Below are 23,979 nucleotides of genomic sequence, written 5' to 3' on the forward strand. Positions count from 1 at the left end.
CGACGATGCTGACGGGAAGCTGCCTGTGCGGCAAGGCGCGGTATCGCGTGGCGGATGATTTCGCCTATGCCGCATTTTGCCACTGCAAGGACTGCCAGAAATCAACAGGGTCTGCCTTCAAGCCCTTCACCGGGATCGAGGCAGACAAGTTCGAACTTGTCTGCGAACCCGCAGATCTATTTCTCCACGGCGATGCCATCAATCATGATGCGCGCTGCGCCGCCTGCGGCGCGCTGCTCTATTCGCGCGTGCGCGACGGCGCCTATGTCCATGTGGCGATGGGAACGCTCGACACGGCTCCGACCATTCGCCCGGGCGACCACATCTTCGTGCGATCTAAGGCGCCCTGGCACCGGATCGCGGATGATCTTCCGCAATATGCAGGTCATGTCGCCGACGGCCCGCCGCTCAACCGCTGAAGCAACCTGAATAGAAAAAAAGCCGCCGTTTTGCGAAAACGGCGGCGCTTCCAATCTGTTCGGAATTTCAGGCTCAGAAGAACCCGCGACGCTGCCACCAGCCGCGCTTCGGCTTGGCGGGCTCGTCGTCGTTTTCCGCGCCGTTGGAGGTCACGACCGGTTCCGAAGAGGCGATATTGGCGCCGCGATTGGCGCGCTTGGTTTCCGCCTTTTCATCATCGGCAGGCGTCTCCGTCGCTTCCGGCTCGGCTTCCGCGTCGGCTGTTGAGGCCTCCTCGGCCGAAGGCTGCTCTTCCTTCGCCGCGGGTGTTTCGTCCGTCTCCGGCTTAGCCTCGGCGGCTTCGGCGAGCGTTTCCTCGGCGACGGCCTCGGTCTTCTCGGCCTTCGGCTTGCGGCGGCGGCGCGGCTTGCGGCCTTCGATCTCGGCCATCGCCTCGTCTTCCGTAGTCTCGCTCGGTTGCTCGACGCTGGTCTCGGCTGCTTCCTCGGCCGGCTTTTCCGTCACGGTCTCGCCTGCCGCGTTCTCGGGTGCTTCCGCCGCGCTCTCCTGCGGGGCTTCAGACGCGTCAGCCGTTGCGGTTTCCTGCGGTTGTTTCTCGGCGACGGTCTCGGAGGCGTTGTCCTCGCCCTTCGCTTCGTCCGTATCGCCGGAGGTTTCCTGCTGCGCATCGTCTTCGCTGCGGTTGCGGCGACCGCCGCGCTTGCCGCGACGGCGCTTGCGGCGCGGCTTGTCGTCGTCATCGCCGCTGTTCGAGGCGTCCTGGGCGTTGTCGTCGGGCGATCCGCTGTCGTCATCGTCCTGCGACTGTTCGCTCTCTGCGCTGCTGCCGTTCTGCTGGCCGCCATTGCGGCCGCCCCGACGACGGCGGCGCTTGCGGCGCGAGCGGCCGCCTTCGTCGTCGCCATTGCTGTCGCTGGCATTGCTGCCATTGGCATTGCCGCTCGCCGGCGCGTTGTCGGTTTCATCCGCCTCGTCGGCATCCGGTATTTCGGCGACGTCTTCTTCCGGCTCGTCGATGAAGTTGAACAGCGCTTCGATCTTCACCGGATTTTCGACCGGATCGCGGCGATCGATCTCGAAATGGCTGTTCTCGAGATCGCCATCGGCCTCGACGATGATCTCGACGCCGAAGCGGTTCTCGTAATCGACAATGGTGTTGCGCTTCTGGTTGAGCAGATAGGGCGCGATCTCCGGCGTGGTGCGCACGGTGATGTTATGCGTGGTGTTCTTCAGCAGGTATTCCTCGACGCCGCGCAGCACGTGGAGCGCAACGGAGGACTGCGAGAGCACGTGGCCGGTGCCGCCGCAATGGCTGCAGACCTGGGTGGTCGATTCCAGAACGGATGCGCGGATGCGCTGGCGCGACATTTCCAGCAGGCCGAAATGGGAAATCCGTCCGACCTGGATGCGGGCGCGGTCGTTCTTCAGACATTCCTTGAGCTTCTTTTCGACAGCGCGGTTGTTGCGCTTTTCCTCCATGTCGATGAAGTCGATGACGACAAGGCCGGCAAGGTCGCGCAGCCTCAACTGACGCGCCACTTCCTCCGCCGCCTCCAGATTGGTCTGGAGCGCGGTGTCCTCGATCGAGTGCTCGCGCGTCGAACGGCCGGAGTTGACGTCGATGGCGACCAGCGCTTCGGTCTGGTTGATGATCAGGTAGCCGCCCGATTTCAGCGTCACCTGCGGCTGCAGCATGCGGTCCAGCTGCGCCTCGATGCCGGAGCGCGAATAGATCGGGTGAATGTCGCGATAGCGCTGAACCACCTTGGCGTGGCTCGGCATCAGCATCTTCATGAAGTCCTTCGCCTCGCGGTAACCCTCGTCACCGGAAACGATCACCTCGCTGATGTCCTTGTTGTAAAGATCGCGGATCGATCGCTTGATCAGGCTGCCTTCCTCGTAGACGAGGCAGGGCGCCGTCGATGTCAGCGTCTTGGAGCGGACGTTCTCCCAAAGCCGCATCAGATATTCGAAGTCGCGCTTGACTTCGGCCTTGGTGCGGTTGGCGCCGGCGGTGCGCAGGATCACGCCCATGCCCTGCGGCACTTCGAGGCCCTTGGCGACTTCCTTGAGCCGCTTGCGGTCGGCCGGATTCGTGATCTTGCGGGAAATGCCACCGCCGCGCGCGGTGTTCGGCATCAGCACCGAATAGCGGCCGGCAAGCGAAAGATAGGTGGTCAGCGCCGCACCCTTGTTGCCGCGCTCTTCCTTGGCGACCTGCACCAGCAGGATCTGCCGGCGCTTGATCACTTCCTGGATGCGGTACTGCTTGCGCATCCGGCGGTGGCCGTTGTCCGGCACTTCTTCCATCGCGTCTTCGGCGCCGACGGATTCGACGCTGTCGTCGTCATCATCAACGTCTTCGGAAATCGTGTCGGCGTCGACCTCGGCCGCCATATGGGTCGGGCCGCCCTTGTTCTCGTCGTCGGAACCGTTTTCGCCCGAAGCCTGGTCTTCGGAAGCCGTATTGTCACCGCCTTCGGGCGCGGCTTCCGCTTCGCCTTTCGCTGCCTTCTTGGCGGCCGGCTTGCGGCGCCTGCGGGGCTTGGGCTTCGCCGTTTCCTCGGTGGCTTCAGTCGTTTCAGCGGTTGCCGCTGCCTCGGACGCGTCGTCGGATTTTGCTTCGGTCTTGGCCTTCGCCTCGGAAGCGTCCGCAGCCTCTGCCGATGCTTCGGCGCCTGCGGCCTTTTCCGGTTCCTGCGTCGCCTCGTCGGCCTTGCTGTCGGCCTTGTTCGAGCGCGACTTCGCCCGGCCCCTGCGGGTGCGGGGCTTCGGCTTGCCGTCGGCCTCGGCTGCCTTCTCGGAGGCCTCGGCCGGCTCGGTGATGGAGGCCTCGGCGTCGTCGCCGTCATCTTCCTCGCTTGCTTCCTTCAGAAGGGCTTCGCGATCGGCCAGCGGGATTTGGTAATAGTCGGGATGGATTTCCGAAAAGGCCAGGAAGCCATGGCGGTTGCCGCCATAGTCGACAAACGCGGCCTGAAGAGAGGGCTCGACCCGCGTGACCTTTGCAAGATAGATGTTGCCGCGCAGCTGTTTCTTGTGCTGCGATTCGAAATCGAACTCCTCTATGCGATTTCCACGAACAACGACGACGCGCGTCTCTTCTTCATGAGAGGCGTCGATGAGCATTTTGTCTGCCATTTATAGTGAGCTCCTCGGCGCAGTCGCTCGCCGGTCTCCGAAAGGACGCTCGTCCTGTCCCGGAAACGGTTGCCTGCAGTTGCGCCGGATGAATGTGCGTTCGACCGGTGCAACGAAACGCGGGCGGCTGCTTCTCGAATCAGTCCGTCGCCGCTTGCGGGCGGAAAGGCCGATGGAAGAAATTGACGCTTCGTTCTCATATGAAACCAGTCGAAACCAATATTAACGGGCCTCTCGAGTAGAGAGGCGATGAATATGCCCTCAGGGGATCGCCCGAAGAGCATTGACCCTTACGCCGAAACGATTTTTGAGAAACACGTATAACGGCGAAGATATTCTGTTCGGTGGTGGAAGGACGCGGGTGATCCGTCACTCCATATGGCGCCAATCAACAAGAGACCGGCTGCCCTTGCGCGCAATCGTCCCGTCATAAATCTCCACCTGAACCACATTAGTATGTATTCCATGCTGCAATAGCAAGAAAAATCCAATCCCCGGTTATATTTGAGCGATCGACGAATCATGGCACTGAAGGGCCGCGTTCGGCAGCGACCGCTTTCGGTTTTGTCCGCCGGAGATCGCGAAAGGCCGGCGGGCCATTGTTTCGCCATCACCGTGGCGTTCATGGTCCTGGCCTTGTCGGCGGGGCGGCATTTACGGTAATACACGGATGAAGTGCATCTTCGCGGCCGGGGCCTGCGAAAAACGAGAGGTGGCATGACGGGACGCAATGTGGCCGGCGGCAAAGGTCTGTTCGAATATGCGTTCGCAGCGCGCCTGCTTGCGTTCACGGCGCTGCTGGTCCTGCTTGCAACGGCCGTTGCGCCGGCTGCGCGCGCCAGCGCGCAAGACGCGGATGCCGAGGCGCCGCTGATCGCCTATAACGCGCTTCTTGTCGGCGATGATGCGCGGGCCCGCCTCGTGGTCGACTTCGACCGTTCGCCGGAATTCAGCTATCATTACCTCAAGGATCCCGCCCGGCTGGTGATCACCCTTCCGAGCACGGCCTTCGGGTTTGCCGCCGACGCGGTCGAACCGCGCGGGCTCGTCAGCGATGTGCGCTACGGCGCGACCGGACCGGGCCAGTCCCGCATCGTGCTTTCGGCGCGCGAGCCGATCCAGATGACGCTCGGCGAGGTTCGGCAGGAGGAGGGGGGCAGCGCCCGTCTGGTGATCGATCTAGCGATTGCCGACGCCGCGCGCTTCGCCGCCCTCTTGGAGCGCCGGCAGTCCGAGGCGGGCGACGCCTTCACCGACAGCCTTGCGACGCCCGTCGACGACGACACCTATGTCGTCGCCGTCGATGCCGGTCATGGCGGCATCGATACCGGCGCGATCGGCGAGGACACGAAGACGCTGGAAAAGACGATCACGCTCGATTTCGCCCGCGCCTTTGCCAGGCGATTGGCGCAGGAGCCGGGATACGAGCCTTTTCTGACCCGCGATTCGGATGTCTATCTTTCGCTCTCCAGGCGGGTGGAGCTGGCGCGACAGCACGGCGCCGACCTTTTCATCTCGTTTCACGCGGATTCGCTCGACCAGCCCGAGATTTCCGGCGCGACGGTGTACACGCTCTCCGACCGCGCTTCCGACCGGCTTGCCGCTGCCCTTGCCCGGCGCGAAAACCTGTCCAACGAGATCATGGGGATCGAGACCGACAACGAGCCCGAGGAGGTGACCGACATCCTGCTCGATCTCACGCGACGCGAGACCCAAAGCTTTTCGATTTCGCTTGCCGACAGGGTCGTTGCCTCGTTCAGCGGGCAGATCGGACTGATCAACAATCCCCATCGCTTTGCGGGCTTCATGGTGCTGAGGGCGCCGGACATTCCCTCGATCCTGCTGGAGATCGGTTTCCTCTCCAATGCCGAGGACGAGAGGCGCATGCTCGATCCGGAATGGCGCGACCGGCTGGTGGACCGGCTGGTGGAGGCGGTCAAGCGGTATCGACACCCGCTCGTCTCCGGTGGCGGATGAGCAACAGCCGCACCGGATCGATCCATGCGTCGAAACAACATTTTAGCGGCGTCGCAAAAAGCGCACATTCGTTGTAAAAAGGTGCTCGGGGTGTTTTCAACACGGGCTCGGGGCGGTATCTGCGGTCATTTGGAAAATGCGCCGGCATGAGACCATTTCGGCACGAGGGAAGTTCGGCCAGCCTCGCCAGAGACAGGATTCAACAGACGTGAACGTGATCAAGCTTATCGGATATCTTTTCGGCCTCGCCTGCGCGCTTTTTGTCGTGGTGGCGATCGGCGTCGGGATTTATCTGAACAATGTCGCCAAGGATCTGCCGGACTACGAGGTGCTTGCGCAATATACGCCGCCGGTCACGACGCGCATCTACGCCGGCAATGGCGAACTGATGGCCGAATACGCCCATGAGCGCCGCCTGTTCCTGCCGATCGACGCCATCCCGATGCGCGTGCGCGGCGCCTTCCTGTCGGCGGAAGACAAGAATTTCTACTCCCACCCCGGCGTCGACGTCGTCGGCCTGACGCGCGCGATCATCACCAATGTGCGCAATATGGGCACCGGTCGCCGCCCCGTCGGCGCTTCGACCATCACCCAGCAGGTCGCCAAGAACTTCCTTCTGTCGTCGGACCAGACCTATGAGCGCAAGGTCAAGGAGGCGATCCTGTCCTTCCGCATCGAGCAGGCCTACTCCAAGGATACGATCCTCGAACTTTACCTCAACGAGGTCTATTTCGGCCTGAACGCTTACGGCATCGCCGATGCCGCGCTTTCCTATTTCGACAAGCCGGTCTCCGACCTGACGATCGCCGAGAGCGCCTATCTCGCGGCCGTTCTCAAGGGGCCGGCCAATTACGATCCCTACCGCCATCCCGAAGCCGCGATCGAGCGCCGCAACTGGGTGATCAGCCGGATGGAGGAAAACGGCTACATCACCGCCGAGGAAGCCGAAACGGCGCGCGCCGAACCGCTCGGCGTCGTCTCGACGCACCGCAACCGGCCGATCGCGGGCGATGAATATTACGCCGAGGCCGTCCGCCGCGAGCTGAAGGACAAGTACGGCGAGGAGATGCTTTATGAAGGCGGGCTTTCGGTGCGCACCTCGCTTGACCCGAAGATGCAGCTCGATGCCCAGAAGGCGCTGCGCGATGGCCTGATCAACTATGACGAGGCGGCCGGTTTCCGCGGACCGATCGCCGAGGTGTCGATCACCGGCGACTGGGGCCCGGAGCTTGCCAAGATGCGGCCGCTCTGGGATGTGCCGGACTGGAAGATCGCAGTTGTGCTCGGCGTGAGCGGCGAGGGAGCCGAGATCGGCATCCGCCCGCAGATCGATGCCGCCGGCAAGGTGGATACGGCGCGCGAGACCGGTTTCATCCCGGCCGATGACATGAAGTGGGCCTATCGTTTCCTCGAAAAGGGCAAGCCGAATGCAAAGAGCCCCGAAGGCGTGCTGAAGCCCGGCGATGTCGTTTATGTGGAAGCGACCGGCGAGGGCGACACCTACCGGCTGCGGCAGGTGCCGAAGGTCCAGGGCGGCCTTGTCGCCATGGACCCGCAGACGGGCCGCGTTCTGGCCATGGTCGGCGGCTTCGCCTTCTCCGAAAGCCAGTTCAACCGCGCGACGCAGGCCTATCGCCAGCCGGGCTCCTCCTTCAAGCCCTTCGTCTACGCCGCGGCGCTCGACAATGGCTACACGCCGGCCTCCGTGGTCATGGATGCGCCGATCGAGATCGAGTCCGGCGGCGAGTTGTGGAAGCCGCAGAACTATGCAGGCGGTTTTTCAGGTCCGCAGACGCTGCGAACCGGCATCGAGAAGTCGAAGAACCTGATGACCGTGCGCCTCGCCAACGACCTCGGCATGGAAACGGTTGCCGATTATGCCGAACGTTTCGGCATCTACGATCACATGGATCCGGTGCTCGCCATGTCGCTCGGCTCCGGCGAAACCACCGTCATGCGCATGGTTTCCGCCTATGCGGTGATCGCCAATGGCGGCAAGCAGGTCAATCCGACGCTGATCGACCGCATTCAGGACCGCTACGGCAAGACCATCTTCAAGCATGAGGAACGCATCTGCGAGAACTGCGATGCGCCGGAGTGGTCCGGTCAGGCCGAGCCGATCCTGATCGACGACCGCCAGCAGGTGCTCGATCCGATGACGTCCTACCAGATCACCTCCATGATGGAGGGCGTCGTCCAGCGCGGAACGGCGGCCAGCGCGGTCAAGCTCGATCGCCCGGTCGCCGGCAAGACCGGCACCACCAATGACGAGAAGGACGCCTGGTTCGTCGGCTTCACGCCGAACCTCGTGGCCGGCCTCTATATCGGCTTCGACCAGCCGGCGACCCTTGGCCGCCATGGCACGGGCGGCGGTCTCGCCGCGCCGATCTTCAACGAATTCATGACCGATGCGCTGAAGGAACTGCCGGTTGAAAACTTCATCGAGCCGGAGGGCATGACCAACATTCTGGTCAACCGCTCGACCGGCATGCGCGCCGGCGGTTCCGGGCCCGGCGTCATCGCCGAGGCCTTCAAGCCCGGCACGGGGCCCGCAGAGGCGCTCGATATCATCGACATGAGCGGCTATGTGCCGCCGGAGCAGATCCTGCGCGACTCCTCGCAGGCCAACAAGGCGATCTCGACCGGCTCCAGCGGCCTCTACTGAGCCTGGTGGAGGGGTGAGGCGGGGTTTACATCCGCGCCTTGCCCCCTTATTCACCGGCCATCACAATCTTGAAAGAAGCAGAAAGAACCATGCGAGCGGAAATCGAAGGCGTTGTCGACGAAATCAAGCAGGCTGTAACCCTGCTGAGGAGGCATCTTTGACTGGGATCAGGCAATCAAACGGCTGGACTGGCTGAACAACAAGGCTGAAGATCCCGATATCTGGAACGACGCGAGCGAGGCGCAGAAGCTGATGCGCGAGCGCCAGCTTCTGGACGACGGCATTTCCTCCGTGCGCCGCATCGAGACGGAGCTTTCCGACAGTATCGAGCTGATCGAGCTCGGCGAGGAGGAAGGCGACGACGAGGTGGTCAAGGACGCCGAGGAAAGCCTGAAGACGCTTCTCGCCGAGGCCGAGCGCCAGCAGGTCGAGGCCATGCTTTCGGGCGAGGCGGATTCCAACGACACCTATCTCGAAGTCCATTCCGGCGCCGGCGGTACGGAAAGCCAGGACTGGGCGAACATGCTTCTGCGCATGTATATCCGCTGGGCCGAGCGCCAGGGCTTCAAGGTCGAGGTGATGGAAGTTCATGACGGGGAAGAGGCGGGCATCAAGTCGGCGACCATCCACGTCAAGGGCCACAACGCCTATGGCTGGCTGAAGACCGAATCGGGCGTTCACCGCCTGGTGCGCATCTCGCCCTATGACAGCAATGCCCGTCGCCATACCTCGTTCTCCTCGGTCTGGGTCTATCCCGTGATCGATGATTCGATCGAAATCGAGGTCAATGAAGGCGACTGCCGCATCGATACCTATCGGGCATCCGGCGCCGGCGGCCAGCACGTCAACACCACGGACTCTGCCGTGCGCATCACCCACATCCCGACCGGGATCGTTGTGCAGTGCCAGCAGGAGCGTTCCCAGCACAAGAACCGGGCGAAGGCCTGGGACATGCTGCGCGCCCGCCTTTACGAGGCGGAACTGCAGAAGCGCGAGGAAGCGGCCAATCAGGAAGCGGCCTCGAAGACGGATATCGGCTGGGGTCATCAAATCCGGTCCTACGTGCTTCAGCCCTATCAGCTGGTGAAGGATCTGAGGACCGGTGTTGAAAGCACCTCGCCGTCCGACGTTCTCGACGGCGCGCTGAGCCCGTTCATGGAAGCGGCCCTTGCCCACCGCATCGAGGGCGGGGCGGGTGCCGCGGTCGAGGATATCGACTGATCGTCGTTGCCCGGCGCGTTGTCTTAAAGCAGGACGCGCCGGAGCGCCGGCCTCTTCGGACCGGGGGTATCGGCTTTTCCGTCTTTCCTCTTTTCATCCCGGGCAAAAAGCCGTAAAGACGGCCCCATGATGACTGGGATACGGTTTCGCATCATTCGAATTATCGGCCCGGCTTTCCGCGCAGCCTGACAGGGCGCCGGAAGGTCCGGGATTTCGGCGTTTGTCACGCCCCTGCCACCGACAGTTTTCCTAAAGACTTGCGAGAGCGCGCCGTTTCAGGCGCCGCACCAGAGAAAAAGCCGCGAAACCATGAGCGATACAAGAGACACGATCGACTATTCCCAAACCCTCTACCTGCCGAAGACGGACTTCCCGATGCGCGCGGGCCTTCCCAAGAAGGAGCCCGAGCTTGTCGCCCGCTGGGAGGAGATCAATCTTTACAGGAAGATGCGCGAGGACGCCGCCGGGCGCGAGAAATTCGTGCTGCATGACGGCCCGCCCTATGCCAACGGCAACATCCATATCGGCCATGCGCTGAACAAGATCCTGAAGGATGTGATCACCCGTTCCTTCCAGATGCGCGGTTACGATTCCAACTACGTGCCGGGCTGGGACTGCCACGGCCTGCCGATCGAATGGAAGATCGAGGAAGCCTATCGCGCCAAGGGCCAGAACAAGGACGAGGTGCCGATCAACGAATTCCGCCAGGAATGCCGCGACTTCGCCCAGCACTGGATCGACGTGCAGACGGCGGAATTCAAGCGGCTCGGCATCGAGGGCGATTTTGAAAAGCCCTACACGACCATGGCGTTTCATGCCGAGGCGCGGATCGCCGGCGAACTCCTGAAGATCGCCAAATCCGGCCAGCTCTATCGCGGCTCCAAGCCGGTGATGTGGTCGGTGGTCGAGCGCACGGCGCTGGCCGAGGCGGAAGTCGAATATCACGAGGTCCAGTCGGACACGATCTGGGTGAAGTTTCCGGTGGTCGAGGCGAGTGTCAACGAAGCTCGCCGCCTCAACGACCCAGATAAGGCTTCCGAACGTTTGGCTCAGCTCAAGTCAGCTTTTGTCCTTATCTGGACTACCACTCCTTGGACGATACCCGGCAACCGTGCCATCAGTTATTCGCCAAACGTAGCGTATGGGCTTTACGAGGTCACGGCTGCAGAAAACGAGTATGGGCCGCAACAGGGAGAGCGCGTTGTTTTGGCAAATAGCCTTTATGAGGAGTGCGCAGCCAAAGCTAAAGTCAAGTTGGAGATGCTTACCCATCTCGAATCCGATGAAGTCGCGAGTATCACATGTGCTCATCCGCTCGCAGCTCTAGGCTACAATTTCGAAGTACCGTTGCTAGCTGGAAACCATGTCACCGACGATGCCGGTACGGGCTTTGTCCACACCGCCCCCGGCCATGGCCGCGAGGACTTTGACGCGTGGATGGATCGTGCCCGCGACCTCGAAGCGCGCGGCGTCTCGGCCAAGATCCCGTTCACGGTGGGAGACGATGGCTTCTACACCGACGAGGCTCCGGGCTTCGGTCCGTCGGCTGAAGGCGGGGCTGCCCGCGTCATGGACGACAACGGCAAGAAGGGCGATGCGAACGACCGCGTCATCAAGGCGCTGATCGCCGCCGATCGTCTGTTTGCCCGCGGCCGGATCAAGCACGACTATCCGCATTCCTGGCGCTCGAAAAAGCCGGTCATCTTCCGCAACACGCCGCAATGGTTCGTCTATATGGACAAGGACCTCGGCGATCAGACGACGCTGCGCTCCCGCGCGCTTTCGGCCATCGACGATACGCGCTTCGTGCCGGCCGCCGGCAAGAACCGTCTCAACGGTATGATCACGACCAAGCCCGACTGGGTGCTCTCGCGCCAGCGCGCCTGGGGCGTGCCGGTATGCCTGTTCGCGAACAAGGCCGGTGAGGTGCTGGTCGACGAGGCCGTCAACCGCCGCATCCTCGAGGCCTTCGAAAATGAAGGGGCGGACGCCTGGTTTGCCGAGGGCGCGCGCGAGCGTTTCCTTGGAAGCCGGGCGAATGAGGAATGGGAAATGGTCACCGACATTCTCGATGTCTGGTTCGACTCGGGCTCGACCCATTCCTTCGTCCTTGAAGACCGTCCGGACCTGAAATGGCCGGCCGATGTTTATCTCGAAGGCTCCGACCAGCATCGCGGCTGGTTCCAGTCCTCGCTTCTGGTCGGTTGCGCCACGCGCGGCCGCGCGCCCTACAACGCCGTCGTGACCCATGGCTTCACCATGGACGAGCAAGGCCGCAAACAGTCGAAATCGCTGGGCAATCAGGTGTTCCCGCAGGATGTGATGGCGAAATCCGGCGCCGATATCCTCCGGCTTTGGGTGATGACCACGGATTACTGGGAAGACCAGCGCCTCGGCGAAACGATCATCAAGACCAATGTCGACACCTATCGCAAGCTTCGCAATACGCTGCGCTGGATGCTCGGCACGCTTGCCCATGACGAGGGCGAGGAGATCGCGATCCCCGAGATGCCGGAGCTGGAGCGGTTGATGCTGCACCGGTTGGCCGAACTCGACCAGCTCGTGCGCAAGGGCTATGACGACTTCGAATTCAAGAAGATCGCCCGCGCGCTGACGGATTTCGCCAATATCGAGCTTTCGGCCTTCTACTTCGACGTCCGCAAGGATGCGCTCTACTGCGATGCGCCGTCCTCGCTGCGCCGCCGCTCGGCCCTCGTCGTCATCCGCAGGCTGTTCGACTGCCTGGTGACCTGGCTTGCGCCGATGCTGCCGTTCACCATGGAAGAGGCCTGGCTGTCGCGCAATCCGGAGGCCGTTTCTGTTCATCTGGAACAGTTCCCGACCGTGCCCGCCGACTGGAAGGACGAGGCGCTTGCGGCCAAGTGGCTGAAAGTCCGCGAGGTCCGCAAGGTCGTCACCGGCGCGCTGGAAGTCGAACGTCGGGACAAGCGGATCGGTTCATCGCTGGAAGCGGCTCCGGTCGTCTACGTCAACGACAAGACGCTTCTGGCCGCGCTGGATGACCGCGATTTCGAGGAGATCTGCATCACCTCGGCGATCACGGTGAAGGAAGGCGAGGGACCGGTAGAGGCTTTCCGCCTGCCCGACGTCGCCAATGTCGCCGTCGTGCCGGCGCTTGCCGAGGGCCGCAAATGCGCGCGCTCCTGGCGGATCACCGATGATGTCGGCTCGGATCCCGATTATCCGGATGTCTCCGCGCGCGATGCGGCGGCATTGCGGGAACTGGCCGGCAAGGCCTGAGCGAACAGGACAGCCGGGCGAAATTTCGTCCGGCTGCAATTCCTTGGACGAATTGCGAAAAAGACCGTTCTGCGGTAGGAATGTCGCGTTTTCGCCGGATTTGTCGCCGAATGATGGCAGATCGCCGGAAGAGTAAGTGGCGCCAGCGGTGCCGGAGTGCGTCGGGTCGAACCGGATTTTCGGGAGACCGGCGCGCCAGGGAAAGAACGAGATCGGCGGCCGGCCCGGGATGCGGTGGCTTGCTGATCGAAGGAGTGGTAGTAGAGCGCATGACCTTTGTTTTCCGTTCGATGAAACTTGCACTCGCCCTTGCGGGCGCCGCTTCGCTTGCTTCCTGCGTCAGCGCGCCGACCTATGGCACCGGCACGTCCGCCACCACGCAGCTGGTCGAGGATCTGGGAGAGGCTGTTCTGGTGATCAATCCGGATAAGCCCGATATCGACTACGAGGCCCGGCCGGAACTGGTGAAGCCGTCGAAGAACATGGCCGGCCAGCCGCTTGTCCCGCCGCAGAAATCCGTGGCCTCTGTCGACAATCCGAACTGGATCGAATCGCCGGAAGAACAGCGCGAGCGCGTCTATCAGGAGATCGAGGACAATGAGGACAACCCGTTCTACAAGTCGCCGCTCGTCGGCGCGAAGAGCACGGGCCAATTGACCGAGAAGGAACAGCTCGAGGCCTTCCGCAAGGCCCGCACGGAGGCCAATTCGATCGACATCACTCAGCGGCGCTACCTGATCGATCCGCCGGAGGAATACCGCACGCCCTCCAGCCCCGAGGCGCTCAATGACCTGGGCGATCCCGAGCGCGCCAAGGAACGCCGCCGGCAGAAGCTGGCCGAGGGCAAGGATCCGGACCGCTGCTTCCTGTTCCTGAACTGCAAGAGCGGCAAGACCGAGGACTTCCTCGATTCGTCCAAGAACGCCGGCCAGGAGTAGGCGGGTCTTTTCCGGGGAATATGATGAACCATTTGATCCGGCCGGCAGAGCGCGCCGACGCGGCTACCATTTATCGCTTTGTCTGCGAGCTCGCCGAATTCGAAAAGGCGCTGGACAAGGTCGAGACCACCGAAGAGGGGCTCGCCGAGGCGATCTTCGGCGAGGGCTCGGTGACGGGCGGCCTGATTGCCGAGATTGACGGCAAGCCCGCCGGTTTCGCGGTCTATTATTTTACCTTCTCCACCTGGCAGGGGCGCAACGGCATCTATCTGGAAGACCTCTATGTGTCGCCGGAGTTTCGCGGCGCGGGGCTGGGCAAGGCGCTGATGCGCGCCGTTGCCGAGGTTGCGGTGACAAGGAATTGCGGCCGCATGGAATGGAGCGTGCTCGACTGGAATGTCGATGCGATCCGCGTTTATGACGGCGTCGGCGGCAAGCCGCAGAGCGAATGGATCCGCTACCGCCTGGAAGACGAGGCGCTCTCGGCCTTTGCCGGCCAATGAAGCCTACAGCATCGGCCCGAAAATCGGAATCGATTTTCGGAAAGCACGATGCGTAGATTCAATAGGTTAGAGCGTCCTTTGTGCATCCGAATGGATGCACGGCGCTCTAGCGACGCTCGCTGAAGAAGTCCTTCAGAAGCGCCGCAGCGCGGGTTTCCGAAAAGCCGGAATAGACCTCCGGCCGATGGTGGCAGGTCGGCTGGTCGAAGAAGCGGCCGCCGTGATCGACGCCGCCGCCCTTCGGATCTGCAGCGCCATAGTAGAGCCGCGCAATGCGGGCGAACGAGATCGCCGCCGCGCACATGGCGCAGGGTTCAAGCGTGACGTAGAGATGGGCGCCGGGAAGCCGTTCCGAGCCGATGATCTCGCATGCGGCGCGGATGGCGAGGATTTCGGCATGGGCCGTGGGGTCATTCAGTTCGCGCGTGCGGTTGCCGGCCGCGGCGATGACCGTTCCGTCCAGCGCGATGACGGCGCCGATCGGCACCTCGCCGCGCGCGCCGGCGGCCTCCGCCTCATCGAGCGCCAATGCCATGAAATCGCTGCCCGCGGCCATTTTGACAAGTTTCCTCTTAACCAATTCTTCCTGTCCTGTTAGAGGATCGGGATCAACAGGCAAAGCGAAATGAACCAGAAAGACAAATTCCCCAAACGCGGCGGAAAGCCTTCGGGCAAGCCTGCCGGCAAGCCGGCATCGGCCAAGGACGCGCCGAAGGCGCAGGCCGATGAACGCGCGCCGGAGCGTATCGCCAAGATCCTGGCGCGCGCCGGCGTCGCCTCCAGGCGCGATGCCGAGCGGATGATCCTCGACGGCCGCGTCAAGGTCAACGGCAAGGTGCTGGAAAGCCCGGCCGTGAACGTGACGCTTGCCGACAAGATCGAGGTCGATGGCGAGGAAATCCGCGGCATCGAGCGCACGCGGCTGTGGATCTATCACAAGCCCGCCGGCCTGGTGACGACCAATGCCGATCCGGAAGGCCGGACGACAGTGTTCGAGAAGCTGCCGAAGGACCTGCCGCGCGTCATCTCGATCGGCCGTCTCGACATCAACACCGAAGGCCTTCTTCTCCTGACGAATGACGGCGGGCTTGCGCGCGTGCTGGAACTGCCGGCCACAGGCTGGCTGCGCCGCTACCGCGTGCGCGCCCATGGGCGGATCACGCAGGACGACCTCGACAAGCTGAAGGACGGCATTGCCGTCGACGGCGTGCTCTACGGCGCGATTGACGCGACGCTGGATCGCGAGCAGGGATCGAATGTCTGGATCACCATGGGGCTGCGCGAGGGCAAGAACCGCGAGATCAAGAATGTGCTCGGCGCGCTCGGTCTCGAGGTCTCGCGCCTGATCCGCATCTCCTACGGGCCTTTCCAGTTGGGCGAGCTGGCCGAGGGCAATGTGCTGGAAGTGCGCGGACGCACGCTGCGCGACCAGTTGGGGCCGCGCCTGATCGAGGAATCCGGCGCCAATTTCGATGCGCCGATCTATCATGACGGCGAGGCCGCCGTGCCGAAGCCGGCTGAGGCCGAGGCGCCGAAGCGTGGCCCCCGCAGGGAAAAGCTTGACCGGCAGGAGCGCGCCGAGCGTGGCCGCGACCGGCTCGATACCAAGCGCAGGGGCGAGGAAAAGCCGGTGCGCGATGTCGAGCGCAATACCCGCTCCGCCAATGTCTGGATGGCCGCCGGTGCCCGTCCGCTCGGCCCCAAGGCGAAGAAGAAGGCCGAGGACAAGGCCCGTGAGGACGCCCGCCGCGACGCCCGCAAGGATTCACGCCGCCGGGGCGAGGGCGATAGCCCGCGCGCAGCACGCCCGGCTGGTTCAAGGCCGGCAAGAGGCGGCGGAAAACCGCAGGGCGGCAAGCCCGGCGGCGGTTTTGTCAAGGGGCCGCGCAAGCCGCGCGCCGAGGGTGATGCGGCGGCCGGAGGCGAAAAGCGTTTCTCCGGGCCGAAACGTCCGGCCGGCGAAGGCCGTCCGCCGCGCGGTGAAGGCCGTCCGGCAGGCGGGCGTCCTTCGGGCGACAAGCGCGCCGCACGTCCCGACAACGGCAAGCGCGGCAAGCCGGAGGGCAATAACCGGCCACGCGGTGGTGCAGGCGGCAAGGGGCCGAGGGGCAATGCGGATCGTCGGCGGTGAGTTTCGCGGGCGTTCGCTCGCGACTCCGAAATCCTCTGAGATCAGGCCGACGACGGATCGCACCCGCGAAAGCCTGTTCAACATCCTGGCCCATGGCTACCCGGATGCGGTGGAGGGCGCGCGCGTGCTGGAGCTTTTCGCGGGCACCGGCGCGGTGGGCCTCGAAGCCGTCTCACGCGGGGCAAGGGCCGCGACCTTTGTCGAAAACGGCGTCGAGGGGCGCGGTCTGATCTGGGCCAATATCGAAGCGCTCGGGCTCGCAGGCCGCACCCGCATCATGCGCCGGGATGCAACGAAGCTCGGCAGCGTCGGCAAGCTGGAGCCCTATGATCTGCTGTTTGCCGACCCGCCCTATGGCAAGGGGCTCGGCGAAAAGGCGATTGCGGCGGCCGGCGAGGGCGGATGGCTGAAACCGGATGCGCTCGTCATTCTGGAGGAGACGGCCGACGTCAGCCCTGCGCTTCCTTCGGCATTTGCGCCGTTGGAAGAGCGCGAATTCGGCGATACGCGGATGCATTTCTACCGGTACCAGCCTTAGGCTTTCAGCCGTCAGCCTTCACAGTGCGCTGTGCGGCAGGACGAAGGTTGTGCCGTCCGTTGGTGCTTGGTTGACGACAAGCCGTGCGCCGAAGACGGCGTAGAGATTGTCGTCGGTCAGCACATCCTTTGGCGTACCGGCTGCGGCGACGCTTCCATCCTTCATCAGGACGATCCGGTCGGCGAAGAGCGCCGTCAGGTTGAGATCGTGCATGACGGCGATGACGCCGCCGCCGGCGCGGCAGAAGCTCTGTGCAAGGCGCATGATCGCCAGCTGGTGGAGAATGTCGAGGCTTGCCACAGGCTCGTCGAGGAGAAGCCAGCGCGGCGAGCCGTCGGCGACCGGCGCCTCGATCTGGCAGAGCACGCGGGCAAGCTGGACGCGCTGCTGCTCGCCGCCGGAAAGCTCCTGGTAGAAACGCCCCTCGAAGCCGTTGAGATCGACAGCCTTCAGGGCCTTTGCTATGGTCTGCCGGTCGGCTTCACCCGCGCGGTGGCTGCGGCCCGAAAGACCCATGCGCAGCACTTCGGTCACGGTGAAGGGGAAGGCGAGATTGGACGCCTGCGGCAGCACGCCGCGCAATTCGGCAAGCTGCCACGGCGCAAGCGCTGCGATATCCGCGCCATTGATGGCGACCTTGCCGCTCTCGGATTTCAGATCGCCGGCAATCGCCTTCAGCGTCGTCGTCTTGCCGGAGCCGTTCGGGCCGCAAATGGCGGTCAGTTCACCGGCGCGCGCCTCGAGCGAAACGTCGTTGAGAACCGGGCGGCCGGAAAGCGCCACGGAGATCCGGGAGGTGGTGATCATGGTCATGCGGTCACAGGTTGAGGCGCGAGCGGTTCTTCAAGAGGATCCACAGGAAGAAGGGGCCGCCGGCGGTTGCGGTGATGATGCCGATCGGCAGTTCGGCGGGCGCGACGATGGTGCGCGCGAACAGATCGGCCAGCACCAGAAGCGCGCCGCCGAGAAGGGCGGAGGCCGGAAGCAGATAGCGATGGTCCGGGCCGATGACGAGGCGCAGGAGATGCGGCACGACGATGCCGACAAAGCCGATGCCGCCGGAAACGGCAACGCCCGCGCCGGTCGCGGCCGCCACCGCGACAATGGTAATGTTCTTCAGCCGCTGCACGGGAATGCCGATGTGGTAGGCCGTCGCCTCGCCAAGCGTGATGGCGTTGAGCCCGCGCGCCATGAAAGGCAGGACGGCAAAGGCCGCCAGCATGATCGGCGCGATCGCCCAGATCTTGGTCCAGGTGGCGCCGGCGAGCGATCCCATCGACCAGAAGGTGAGGTCGCGCAATTGCTGGTCATTGGCAAGGTAGACGAGAAAGCCGGTGGCGGCTCCGGCCAGAGCGGACAGCGCAATGCCCGCAAGCAGCATGGTGGCAACGGATGTCTGGCCGTGCCGCGTCGCGATCCGGTAAAGCGTCAGCGTGGTTGCCAGTCCGCCCAGGAAGGCGGCGGCGGGAAGAGCATAGAAGCCGAGGAGATTGGTCAGCGGCGCGGCGACCGTGCCGCCGAGCACGATCATCACCACCGCGCCAAGGCCCGCGCCGGCGGAAACGCCGACCAGGCCGGGGTCCGCCAGCGGATTGCGAAAGAGGCCCTGCATGGCCGTGCCGCAGACCGCGAGCGATGCGCCCACCAGAAAGCCCATGATGGCGCGGGGCAAACGGATATCGAAGACGATGATGCGGTCGCGCGCGGCGAGTGCATCATCCGCATTGCCGGTGAGGATAGCCCGACCGACATCGAAGACCGAGGCATCCGATGCGCCGTTGGCCACGGAGACCAGAACCGCGAAGACCGAGGCCACGGCAAGCACCAGTATGGTGAAAGCCGCGATATGCGAGCGGTCGCCGCTTTCGCGCCAGTTGAGCCGCCTTCCGGCCGATGTCAGCGTGTCGATCACCACCATGCGCGCTTTATTCTCCGTAGATTTCAGCCGTCAGCTTCGACAGGTTCTCGCCGAAGCGCGGGCCGAAATTCATCATGCCGACCGGATCGATGCGGTAGATCGCCATGGCCTCGCCGGCCGGCGTCAGGGCCAGGGCCGGCTGGGATGCGATATCCTCGTTCTTCGGTACGTGGTTGCCGGCCGCGCCATCCATCAGCAGAATGACATCGGGGGCCGCCTCGATGACTGCCTCGTCGGACAGCGTCTTGTAGCCCTCGATATCGCCGAAAGCATTTTCGAGGCCCGCGGCCTCGATCACGCCATTGGCGGCCGTGCCTGTGCCCGATCCCATCACCTTGCCGCCGCGCAGGCTGAGGATGAAGATCGCGCTCTTTCTTTCGTCCGGCGCGCGTGCGGCGTTTCTGGCGAGAATCGGATCCAGTTCGGCGGCGATCTCGTCGGCAAGCGTACTGGCCCTGTCCTCAAGGCCAAGTAGCGTGCCAATGGCGGTGACCTTCCCGATGATGCCGTCTCGGCTGTAGTCTTCGGGAACGATGGCGAGGTCGACATCGGCCTTCTCCATCACCTCCATCGTCTCCGGCGGCCCGGCGCCCTCGATGCTGATGATGGCGGAGGGATTGACGGAGAGGATACCCTCCGGGGAAAGCTGGCGCATATAGCCGATATCGGGGAGCGCGAGCGCTTCCGGCGGATAGGTGCTGGTCGTGTCGCGGCCGATCACGGCATCGCCCGCGCCGAGCGCGTAGACGATCTCGGTGACGGAGCCGCCGATGGTGACGAGCGCCGACGTATCCTCGAGCGGCTCGGCGGCCGATGCCGTCGTGGCGTCGGCCAGAAGAAGGCCGGCGATGAGGGGCGCGGTCTTCAGCGCGGATAAGATGGCAGACATGTCTCTCCTCAGGCGGCTGCGGTTTCGTTGCGGCGCGGCAGGCTTTCGGCCAGCGCCCGCCAGGCCGGACGCTCTGCATAGCCTTCCATGCGCTTGCCGAAGAACTGGATGATCATCTCGCCTTCCGCGTTGAAGGCCTCGACAGAGGTGACGTGGCCGTCGCTCGTCGGCTTGCGCACCAGCCAGGCCTCGGCAATGTGGTCGCGGCGCAGATGCAGGTGGAAGGTCGGGTCCATGACATTGATCCAGGGCCCCATCTCGACGATCTTCTTCACCGGACCGGAATGGATCTGCACGATGCCGTTATTGTTGACGAACACCATGATCGGCAGGTCTTCATCTTCCGCGGCCTTGTGCAGCATCGTGCCGACCGCATCATCGGCAAGGCGGAAGGCGTAGTCGTCGCCAACCGTCGAAATGGCGGTCTGGCGGTGCACCTTCAAGTCATTCAGCATGCCAAAGAACTGGTGGGTGTCGGTCAGCGCCGTCCAGCGGTCGCGCAGAAGTTCGACATCGACGGCCTGCGGGTCGCGGGCGTGATCGGCATCGTGGGCCATGATCTCGCCCGTCTCGATCGTCTGGCTATCGTCATCCAGCCTGTGAGCCTCGATGAAGGCGCGATAAGCGTCGATATTGGATTTCGGACGCCAATGCACCTTGAAGACGGCGGCGCCGGTGACGTCAAAATATTGCAGGCTCAGCTTTTCACGGCCTTCGTCATCCGTCTTGGTGACGGCAAAGGCGTGGGCCCAGCGGCTGGGGAATATCCTGAGGTCGATATTCTCGCCCAGCACGATCGCGGCCTTCTTGCCGCTCCTGATGTTTTCGAAGACGCCGATCTTCTCATGCACCGCGCTCTCGTTGCGCGACAGCGCCATGATCTCGCCGAAGCCTTCGGCATGCGCCAGAAGGTGGGCCGGTTCGGGAGAGATGCGGGTTGCCGTGAGGCCGACTTCGGCGGCAACGAGTTCTGCTTCGGAAATGCCGAGCTGCGAGGCTATATCGCGCTCGCGCATCTTCGGGTTGTCACGGCGGAAGGCGCGGATATCCTCGGGTGTCTTGGTCGTCATCGGTCTCGTCTCGTCTTACTTGTTCAGAATTAGTTTGCCCTGGCGGGTGATCTTCATGCGGTAGTCGGAGCCCTGGTGGCGAATGATGACCTCATTGCCGCCTTTGAAGAGCGTCTCGCTTTGAAGCACGGGTGCGCCGTTTTCGCTTGCTTCGGCCCGTCCGGCCGTTTTGTCGTCATTCATCCTGATCGATATTGTCTGTTCGGGTTAAAACTTGAATCTTCGAATCCTGTTTTATAAGTTGACTCTATTAGTCACCTTTGTCTATCCACGCAATAGACGTTTTCCGAAGTGAGCGATAGGATGGGGTGTCGCCGGGCAGCACGTCCGCCGCCCGACACTTCCGATCCAAAACCGCCGGAGATTTGAGAAATGAAAATTTTCCCATGCGCCGCCGCCGCGCTTTTCGCCCTGTCGCAGCCGATCCTGGCCCAGGAGACCGCCACGGGCGATGCCGCCATGCCGGCGGACGGAAAGGCGGGACTTTCGATCTCGCTCAATGCGCTGGATACGACCGACAATGGCTGCAAGCTGACCTTCCTGGTGGAAAACAACCTGTCGGCGCCGATCGACAGCCTGCAGGCTGAAGTGGCGCTGTTCGACACGGAGGGCGTCGTTGACAGGCTGACCATGCTCGACTTCCTGTCGCTGCCGGCCGGCAAGATGCGGGTGCGCCAGTTCGAACTGCCGGGCGCGGGCTGCGATGCGCTTGGCGGCCTGCTGCTCAACGACCTCAAGGTCTGCGATGTGGCCGGAGCCGATTGCATGGCAGAGCTTGAAACCGGTTCGAAAGCCGGCATTCCCTTCGACGGCTGAGACGCCGGTCGACAAGACACTGCGCGCTCTGCGCCAAGACCAATAAGACAATAAGACATGCCAAGACGAAGCTGCCGATGACGGATGACAGGGCGATGTTTGCGATGGGTTTGCCGGGCGGTGTCCGCGACGCGGAGCCGGTGGAGCCCGTTTCTCCTCCGCAAACCGCGGCAAAGGCGGATGCGCCTGTCGTGGCGCCGGCCAGCCGCAAGCCTGCCGATCTCGACGCCGTCGTCCTGGAACTGAAGGCGGCAGCCGGTGTTGCCGCCGCAACCAAGGCCGATGAGCCTGCGTCGGCCGAAGATGTGCCTGAACTGGCAGCCGAACAGGAAGATTTCGGCAGCATCCCCCTGCCGCGCGTCAATGGCGGCAACGAAAAGGCCTCGACAGGCAGACGCCTGCCTGTGGCTGCGCTGGTTTCCGTTCTCTTTCATGGCGCGGTCTTTGCCATGGCCATGCATGTGACTGAAATCATTCCCGAAGCGCCGCAGGAAGAGGGCGGAGCCGTCGTCAGCGTCGTGATGCTGGGCAATGGCGATGTCGATGCGGCTGCCAGTGGCGCGGAAGAGGCTCAGCCAACCGAGGTCGAGGCCCAGCCGGTTCCGGTGGAACAGGCGGCTACCGCCGAGGTCGAGAGCCTGAGCCCCGAAGTCTCCGAACCGCCGCCGGTCGAAACGCTCGCTGAGACCACGCCGGCAGCCGAAACGGTAACTGCAGCGCCGGTTGAGGCGGCCGAGGCGGTTCCCACGGAAGCGACCGAAGCAGCACCTGCGGCAGCGCTTTCTAGCCCCGAACCCGAGGTGCTGGCTGTCGCGCCAAGCGAAGCGACGGCCCCGGACACTGTGGCCCCTGCAGCGCCGCTCGTCTCCGAGGTCGCGCCACCGCCCGAAACCGAAGTGGCCGCTCCGCCCGAATTGGCTTATGCCGCGCGCCCCGAGACCGAGGAGGTCGAAGCGCCGCCGCCAGTCGAGAGACTTGCAGCGCAGATGCCGCAGGCGGAGACGATTACGGCGCAGGAAGATGACCCTGAACTTGCCTATGATATCGCGCCGCCGGTTCCTCAGCCCAACCCCTGGGAATCAGAGCCGCTTCCTGAAGACCAGGTGGCAACCCGTCAGGCCCAGGCAGAGCGCCAGCGTGAACAGGCCGCCGAGCAGAGAAGGGTTGCGCAGCGTCAGAGCGCCGGTTCCGGCGGCCAGTCGGCGCGCGATGCGCGCCGTGGGTCTGTCAGCGGCACATCCGAGCGGGGAGCCACCCAGGCAGCCGAATCGCGCAGCGGTTCGTCAGGCGATGGCGCGGCGGCAATGGCAAATTATGCGGGCAGGGTACAGGCACGGCTTGCCCGGTCGGTTGCGGCGGAACGCTATTATCGTGATCTCGGTCCACTCACGACCACGGTGACCATCCGGCTGACGCTCAACCGTTCAGGCAATATCGCCGCCCTGTCGCTGGCGCGTTCCTCGGGAAACAGCCAGGTGGATGCGGTTGTCCTGCAGCGCGCGCGGGCAGCAGGCTCCTTCGGGCCGTTTCCGGAAAGCTACGCGGGCGCGCAGAAGAGCTTCACCCTGCCGGTCAATCTCACGCTGCGCCGATAGAATATCCGCTCACGCACTGCCGATTGTCCGCTGCAGGCCCTGCAGCGCCGGCTGATAGTTCGGGTTCAGCCTCTTGGCTTGCTGATAATAGGAGGCCGCCTTGGTGAAATCGCCCTGGCGCTCGAAGATCAGGCCGAGATTGGCCCAGCTCTCGGCATTCTGCTGGTCGAGCGCCAGCGCCTTGTCGAAATCGGCGCGGGCGTTCTGGTCGTCATTCAGCGCCAGATAGGAGACGCCGCGACCATTATAGGGCTGCGGAGCCTTGGGCGAGAGCGAGATCGCCTTGGAGAAATCGGCGATCGCCAGCTCCTGCTGGCTGCGCTGCTGGTAGATCAGGCCACGATTGTGATAGGCGCGCGCATCGGTCGTGTTGAGCTGGATCGCTCGCGTGAAATCGTTGAACGCATCGTTCTGCTGGCCGGCCTCGCGGTAGAGATTGCCGCGCCCGATATAGGCGACGTCGTAGTTCGAATTGATCTGCAGGGCCCGGTTATAGTCGTTCAGCGCGTCCATCCGCTGGCCGAGGCTGCGCTCGATCAGCGCGCGGTTGGCATAGGCCTGGTAGTAATTCGGGTTGAGCGCGATCGCCTTGTTGAAGTCTTCCATCGCGCGCCGGTCCTCGCCGGCCCGGCCATAGGCGGCGCCGCGCACATTATAGGCTTCCGGATCGTTGGGGTTGGCGGCGATCACATTGGTCAGGGATGCGATGTTCTGCTCCGAACCCTGAGTCGCGTCGATCGAGACGACGTTCTGGTTCATCATCTGGGAGCTCTGGCAGGCAGCGAGCATGCCGACGGCGCCGAAGAGGAGGGCGAGCCTCAGCTTCCGGCCGGCGCCTGTCATGAATGTGCCAGCAGTCATCTCAGTCATATCCGTCCCTCGTTTCGTGTCTCGTC

Annotated in this window: 19 protein-coding genes; 11 read left to right on the top strand and 8 right to left on the bottom strand. The window is 63.6% G+C overall.

What is annotated here, in order from left to right; genetic code table 11:
• The first annotated feature begins 5 nt into the window (after positions 1–5).
• On the top strand, positions 6–419 hold the full coding sequence (locus tag JET14_RS06630) for a GFA family protein (RefSeq protein ID WP_200337343.1): 414 nt from the start codon (positions 6–8) through the stop codon (positions 417–419).
• A gap of 73 nt (positions 420–492) precedes the next feature.
• Here the strand turns inward: JET14_RS06630 and JET14_RS06635 are convergent, their stop codons facing one another.
• Positions 493–3,561 carry a ribonuclease E/G gene (locus JET14_RS06635; protein ID WP_200337344.1) on the bottom strand — a complete coding sequence of 1,023 codons (3,069 nt, stop codon included), beginning with the start codon at positions 3,559–3,561 and terminating at the stop codon, positions 493–495.
• A 717-nt stretch (positions 3,562–4,278) separates the two neighbouring features.
• Between JET14_RS06635 and JET14_RS06640 the strand changes: the two genes are divergently transcribed.
• From JET14_RS06640 to JET14_RS06665, 6 genes are all read left to right on the top strand, one after another.
• Positions 4,279–5,538 carry an N-acetylmuramoyl-L-alanine amidase gene (locus tag JET14_RS06640; protein ID WP_200337345.1) on the top strand — a complete coding sequence of 420 codons (1,260 nt, stop codon included), beginning with the start codon at positions 4,279–4,281 and terminating at the stop codon, positions 5,536–5,538.
• A 214-nt stretch (positions 5,539–5,752) separates the two neighbouring features.
• Positions 5,753–8,203 carry a penicillin-binding protein 1A gene (locus tag JET14_RS06645; protein ID WP_200338009.1) on the top strand — a complete coding sequence of 817 codons (2,451 nt, stop codon included), beginning with the start codon at positions 5,753–5,755 and terminating at the stop codon, positions 8,201–8,203.
• An 89-nt stretch (positions 8,204–8,292) separates the two neighbouring features.
• Positions 8,293–9,424, top strand: a protein-coding gene (prfB, locus tag JET14_RS06650; RefSeq protein ID WP_138748353.1) for a peptide chain release factor 2 whose coding sequence is annotated in 2 segments (ribosomal slippage) — positions 8,293–8,361 and positions 8,363–9,424 — 1,131 coding nt in all. Because the reading frame shifts where the segments join, the coding sequence is not laid out codon by codon here.
• A 309-nt stretch (positions 9,425–9,733) separates the two neighbouring features.
• Positions 9,734–12,685, top strand: a complete 2,952-nt coding sequence (ileS, locus tag JET14_RS06655; RefSeq protein ID WP_200337346.1) for an isoleucine--tRNA ligase — start codon at positions 9,734–9,736, stop codon at positions 12,683–12,685.
• 269 nt (positions 12,686–12,954) lie between these two features.
• A complete protein-coding gene (locus tag JET14_RS06660; protein ID WP_200337347.1) occupies positions 12,955–13,623 on the top strand; it encodes a hypothetical protein in 669 nt (222 codons plus the stop codon).
• 23 nt (positions 13,624–13,646) lie between these two features.
• Positions 13,647–14,126 carry a GNAT family N-acetyltransferase gene (locus JET14_RS06665; protein WP_200337348.1) on the top strand — a complete coding sequence of 160 codons (480 nt, stop codon included), beginning with the start codon at positions 13,647–13,649 and terminating at the stop codon, positions 14,124–14,126.
• A gap of 106 nt (positions 14,127–14,232) precedes the next feature.
• Here the strand turns inward: JET14_RS06665 and JET14_RS06670 are convergent, their stop codons facing one another.
• A complete protein-coding gene (locus JET14_RS06670) occupies positions 14,233–14,682 on the bottom strand; it encodes a nucleoside deaminase (protein ID WP_200337349.1) in 450 nt (149 codons plus the stop codon).
• Between the two features lie 69 nt (positions 14,683–14,751).
• On the opposite strand from JET14_RS06670, the gene JET14_RS06675 reads away from it, so the two are divergent.
• Together JET14_RS06675 and rsmD are read left to right on the top strand one after the other, a co-directional pair.
• A complete protein-coding gene (locus JET14_RS06675) occupies positions 14,752–16,257 on the top strand; it encodes a pseudouridine synthase (RefSeq protein ID WP_246750545.1) in 1,506 nt (501 codons plus the stop codon).
• On the top strand, positions 16,238–16,795 hold the full coding sequence (rsmD, locus tag JET14_RS06680) for a 16S rRNA (guanine(966)-N(2))-methyltransferase RsmD (RefSeq protein ID WP_246750546.1): 558 nt from the start codon (positions 16,238–16,240) through the stop codon (positions 16,793–16,795). The genes JET14_RS06675 and rsmD overlap by 20 nt, the downstream gene beginning before the upstream one ends.
• 18 nt (positions 16,796–16,813) lie before the next feature.
• Here the strand turns inward: rsmD and JET14_RS06685 are convergent, their stop codons facing one another.
• From JET14_RS06685 to hemP, 5 genes are read right to left on the bottom strand one after another with little or no spacing between them, the layout of a single operon-like run.
• Positions 16,814–17,602: a heme ABC transporter ATP-binding protein gene (locus JET14_RS06685; protein ID WP_200338010.1), complete on the bottom strand. Its 789-nt coding sequence runs from the start codon at positions 17,600–17,602 to the stop codon at positions 16,814–16,816.
• Between the two features lie 10 nt (positions 17,603–17,612).
• Positions 17,613–18,713, bottom strand: a complete 1,101-nt coding sequence (locus tag JET14_RS06690) for a FecCD family ABC transporter permease (RefSeq protein WP_200337351.1) — start codon at positions 18,711–18,713, stop codon at positions 17,613–17,615.
• 7 nt (positions 18,714–18,720) lie between these two features.
• Entirely contained in the window at positions 18,721–19,602 is an 882-nt protein-coding gene (locus JET14_RS06695; RefSeq protein ID WP_200337352.1) for a heme/hemin ABC transporter substrate-binding protein, read from the bottom strand.
• Positions 19,603–19,610: 8 nt separating this feature from the next.
• Positions 19,611–20,672, bottom strand: a complete 1,062-nt coding sequence (locus JET14_RS06700; RefSeq protein ID WP_200337353.1) for a hemin-degrading factor — start codon at positions 20,670–20,672, stop codon at positions 19,611–19,613.
• A 15-nt stretch (positions 20,673–20,687) separates the two neighbouring features.
• Positions 20,688–20,855: a hemin uptake protein HemP gene (hemP, locus tag JET14_RS06705; protein ID WP_200337354.1), complete on the bottom strand. Its 168-nt coding sequence runs from the start codon at positions 20,853–20,855 to the stop codon at positions 20,688–20,690.
• A 189-nt stretch (positions 20,856–21,044) separates the two neighbouring features.
• Here hemP and JET14_RS06710 point away from each other — a divergent pair, with 189 nt between their 5' ends.
• Together JET14_RS06710 and JET14_RS06715 are read left to right on the top strand one after the other, a co-directional pair.
• A complete protein-coding gene (locus JET14_RS06710; RefSeq protein WP_200337355.1) occupies positions 21,045–21,488 on the top strand; it encodes a hypothetical protein in 444 nt (147 codons plus the stop codon).
• 77 nt (positions 21,489–21,565) lie between these two features.
• Positions 21,566–23,083 (top strand): energy transducer TonB family protein, encoded by a 1,518-nt coding sequence (locus tag JET14_RS06715; RefSeq protein WP_200337356.1) that lies wholly within the window; start codon positions 21,566–21,568, stop codon positions 23,081–23,083.
• A gap of 9 nt (positions 23,084–23,092) precedes the next feature.
• Here JET14_RS06715 and JET14_RS06720 read toward each other — a convergent pair whose 3' ends face one another.
• Positions 23,093–23,953: a tetratricopeptide repeat protein gene (locus JET14_RS06720; RefSeq protein ID WP_200337357.1), complete on the bottom strand. Its 861-nt coding sequence runs from the start codon at positions 23,951–23,953 to the stop codon at positions 23,093–23,095.
• Positions 23,954–23,979 lie beyond the last annotated feature (26 nt).

This window comes from Martelella lutilitoris, assembly GCF_016598595.1.
Taxonomy (GTDB): domain Bacteria; phylum Pseudomonadota; class Alphaproteobacteria; order Rhizobiales; family Rhizobiaceae; genus Martelella; species Martelella lutilitoris_A.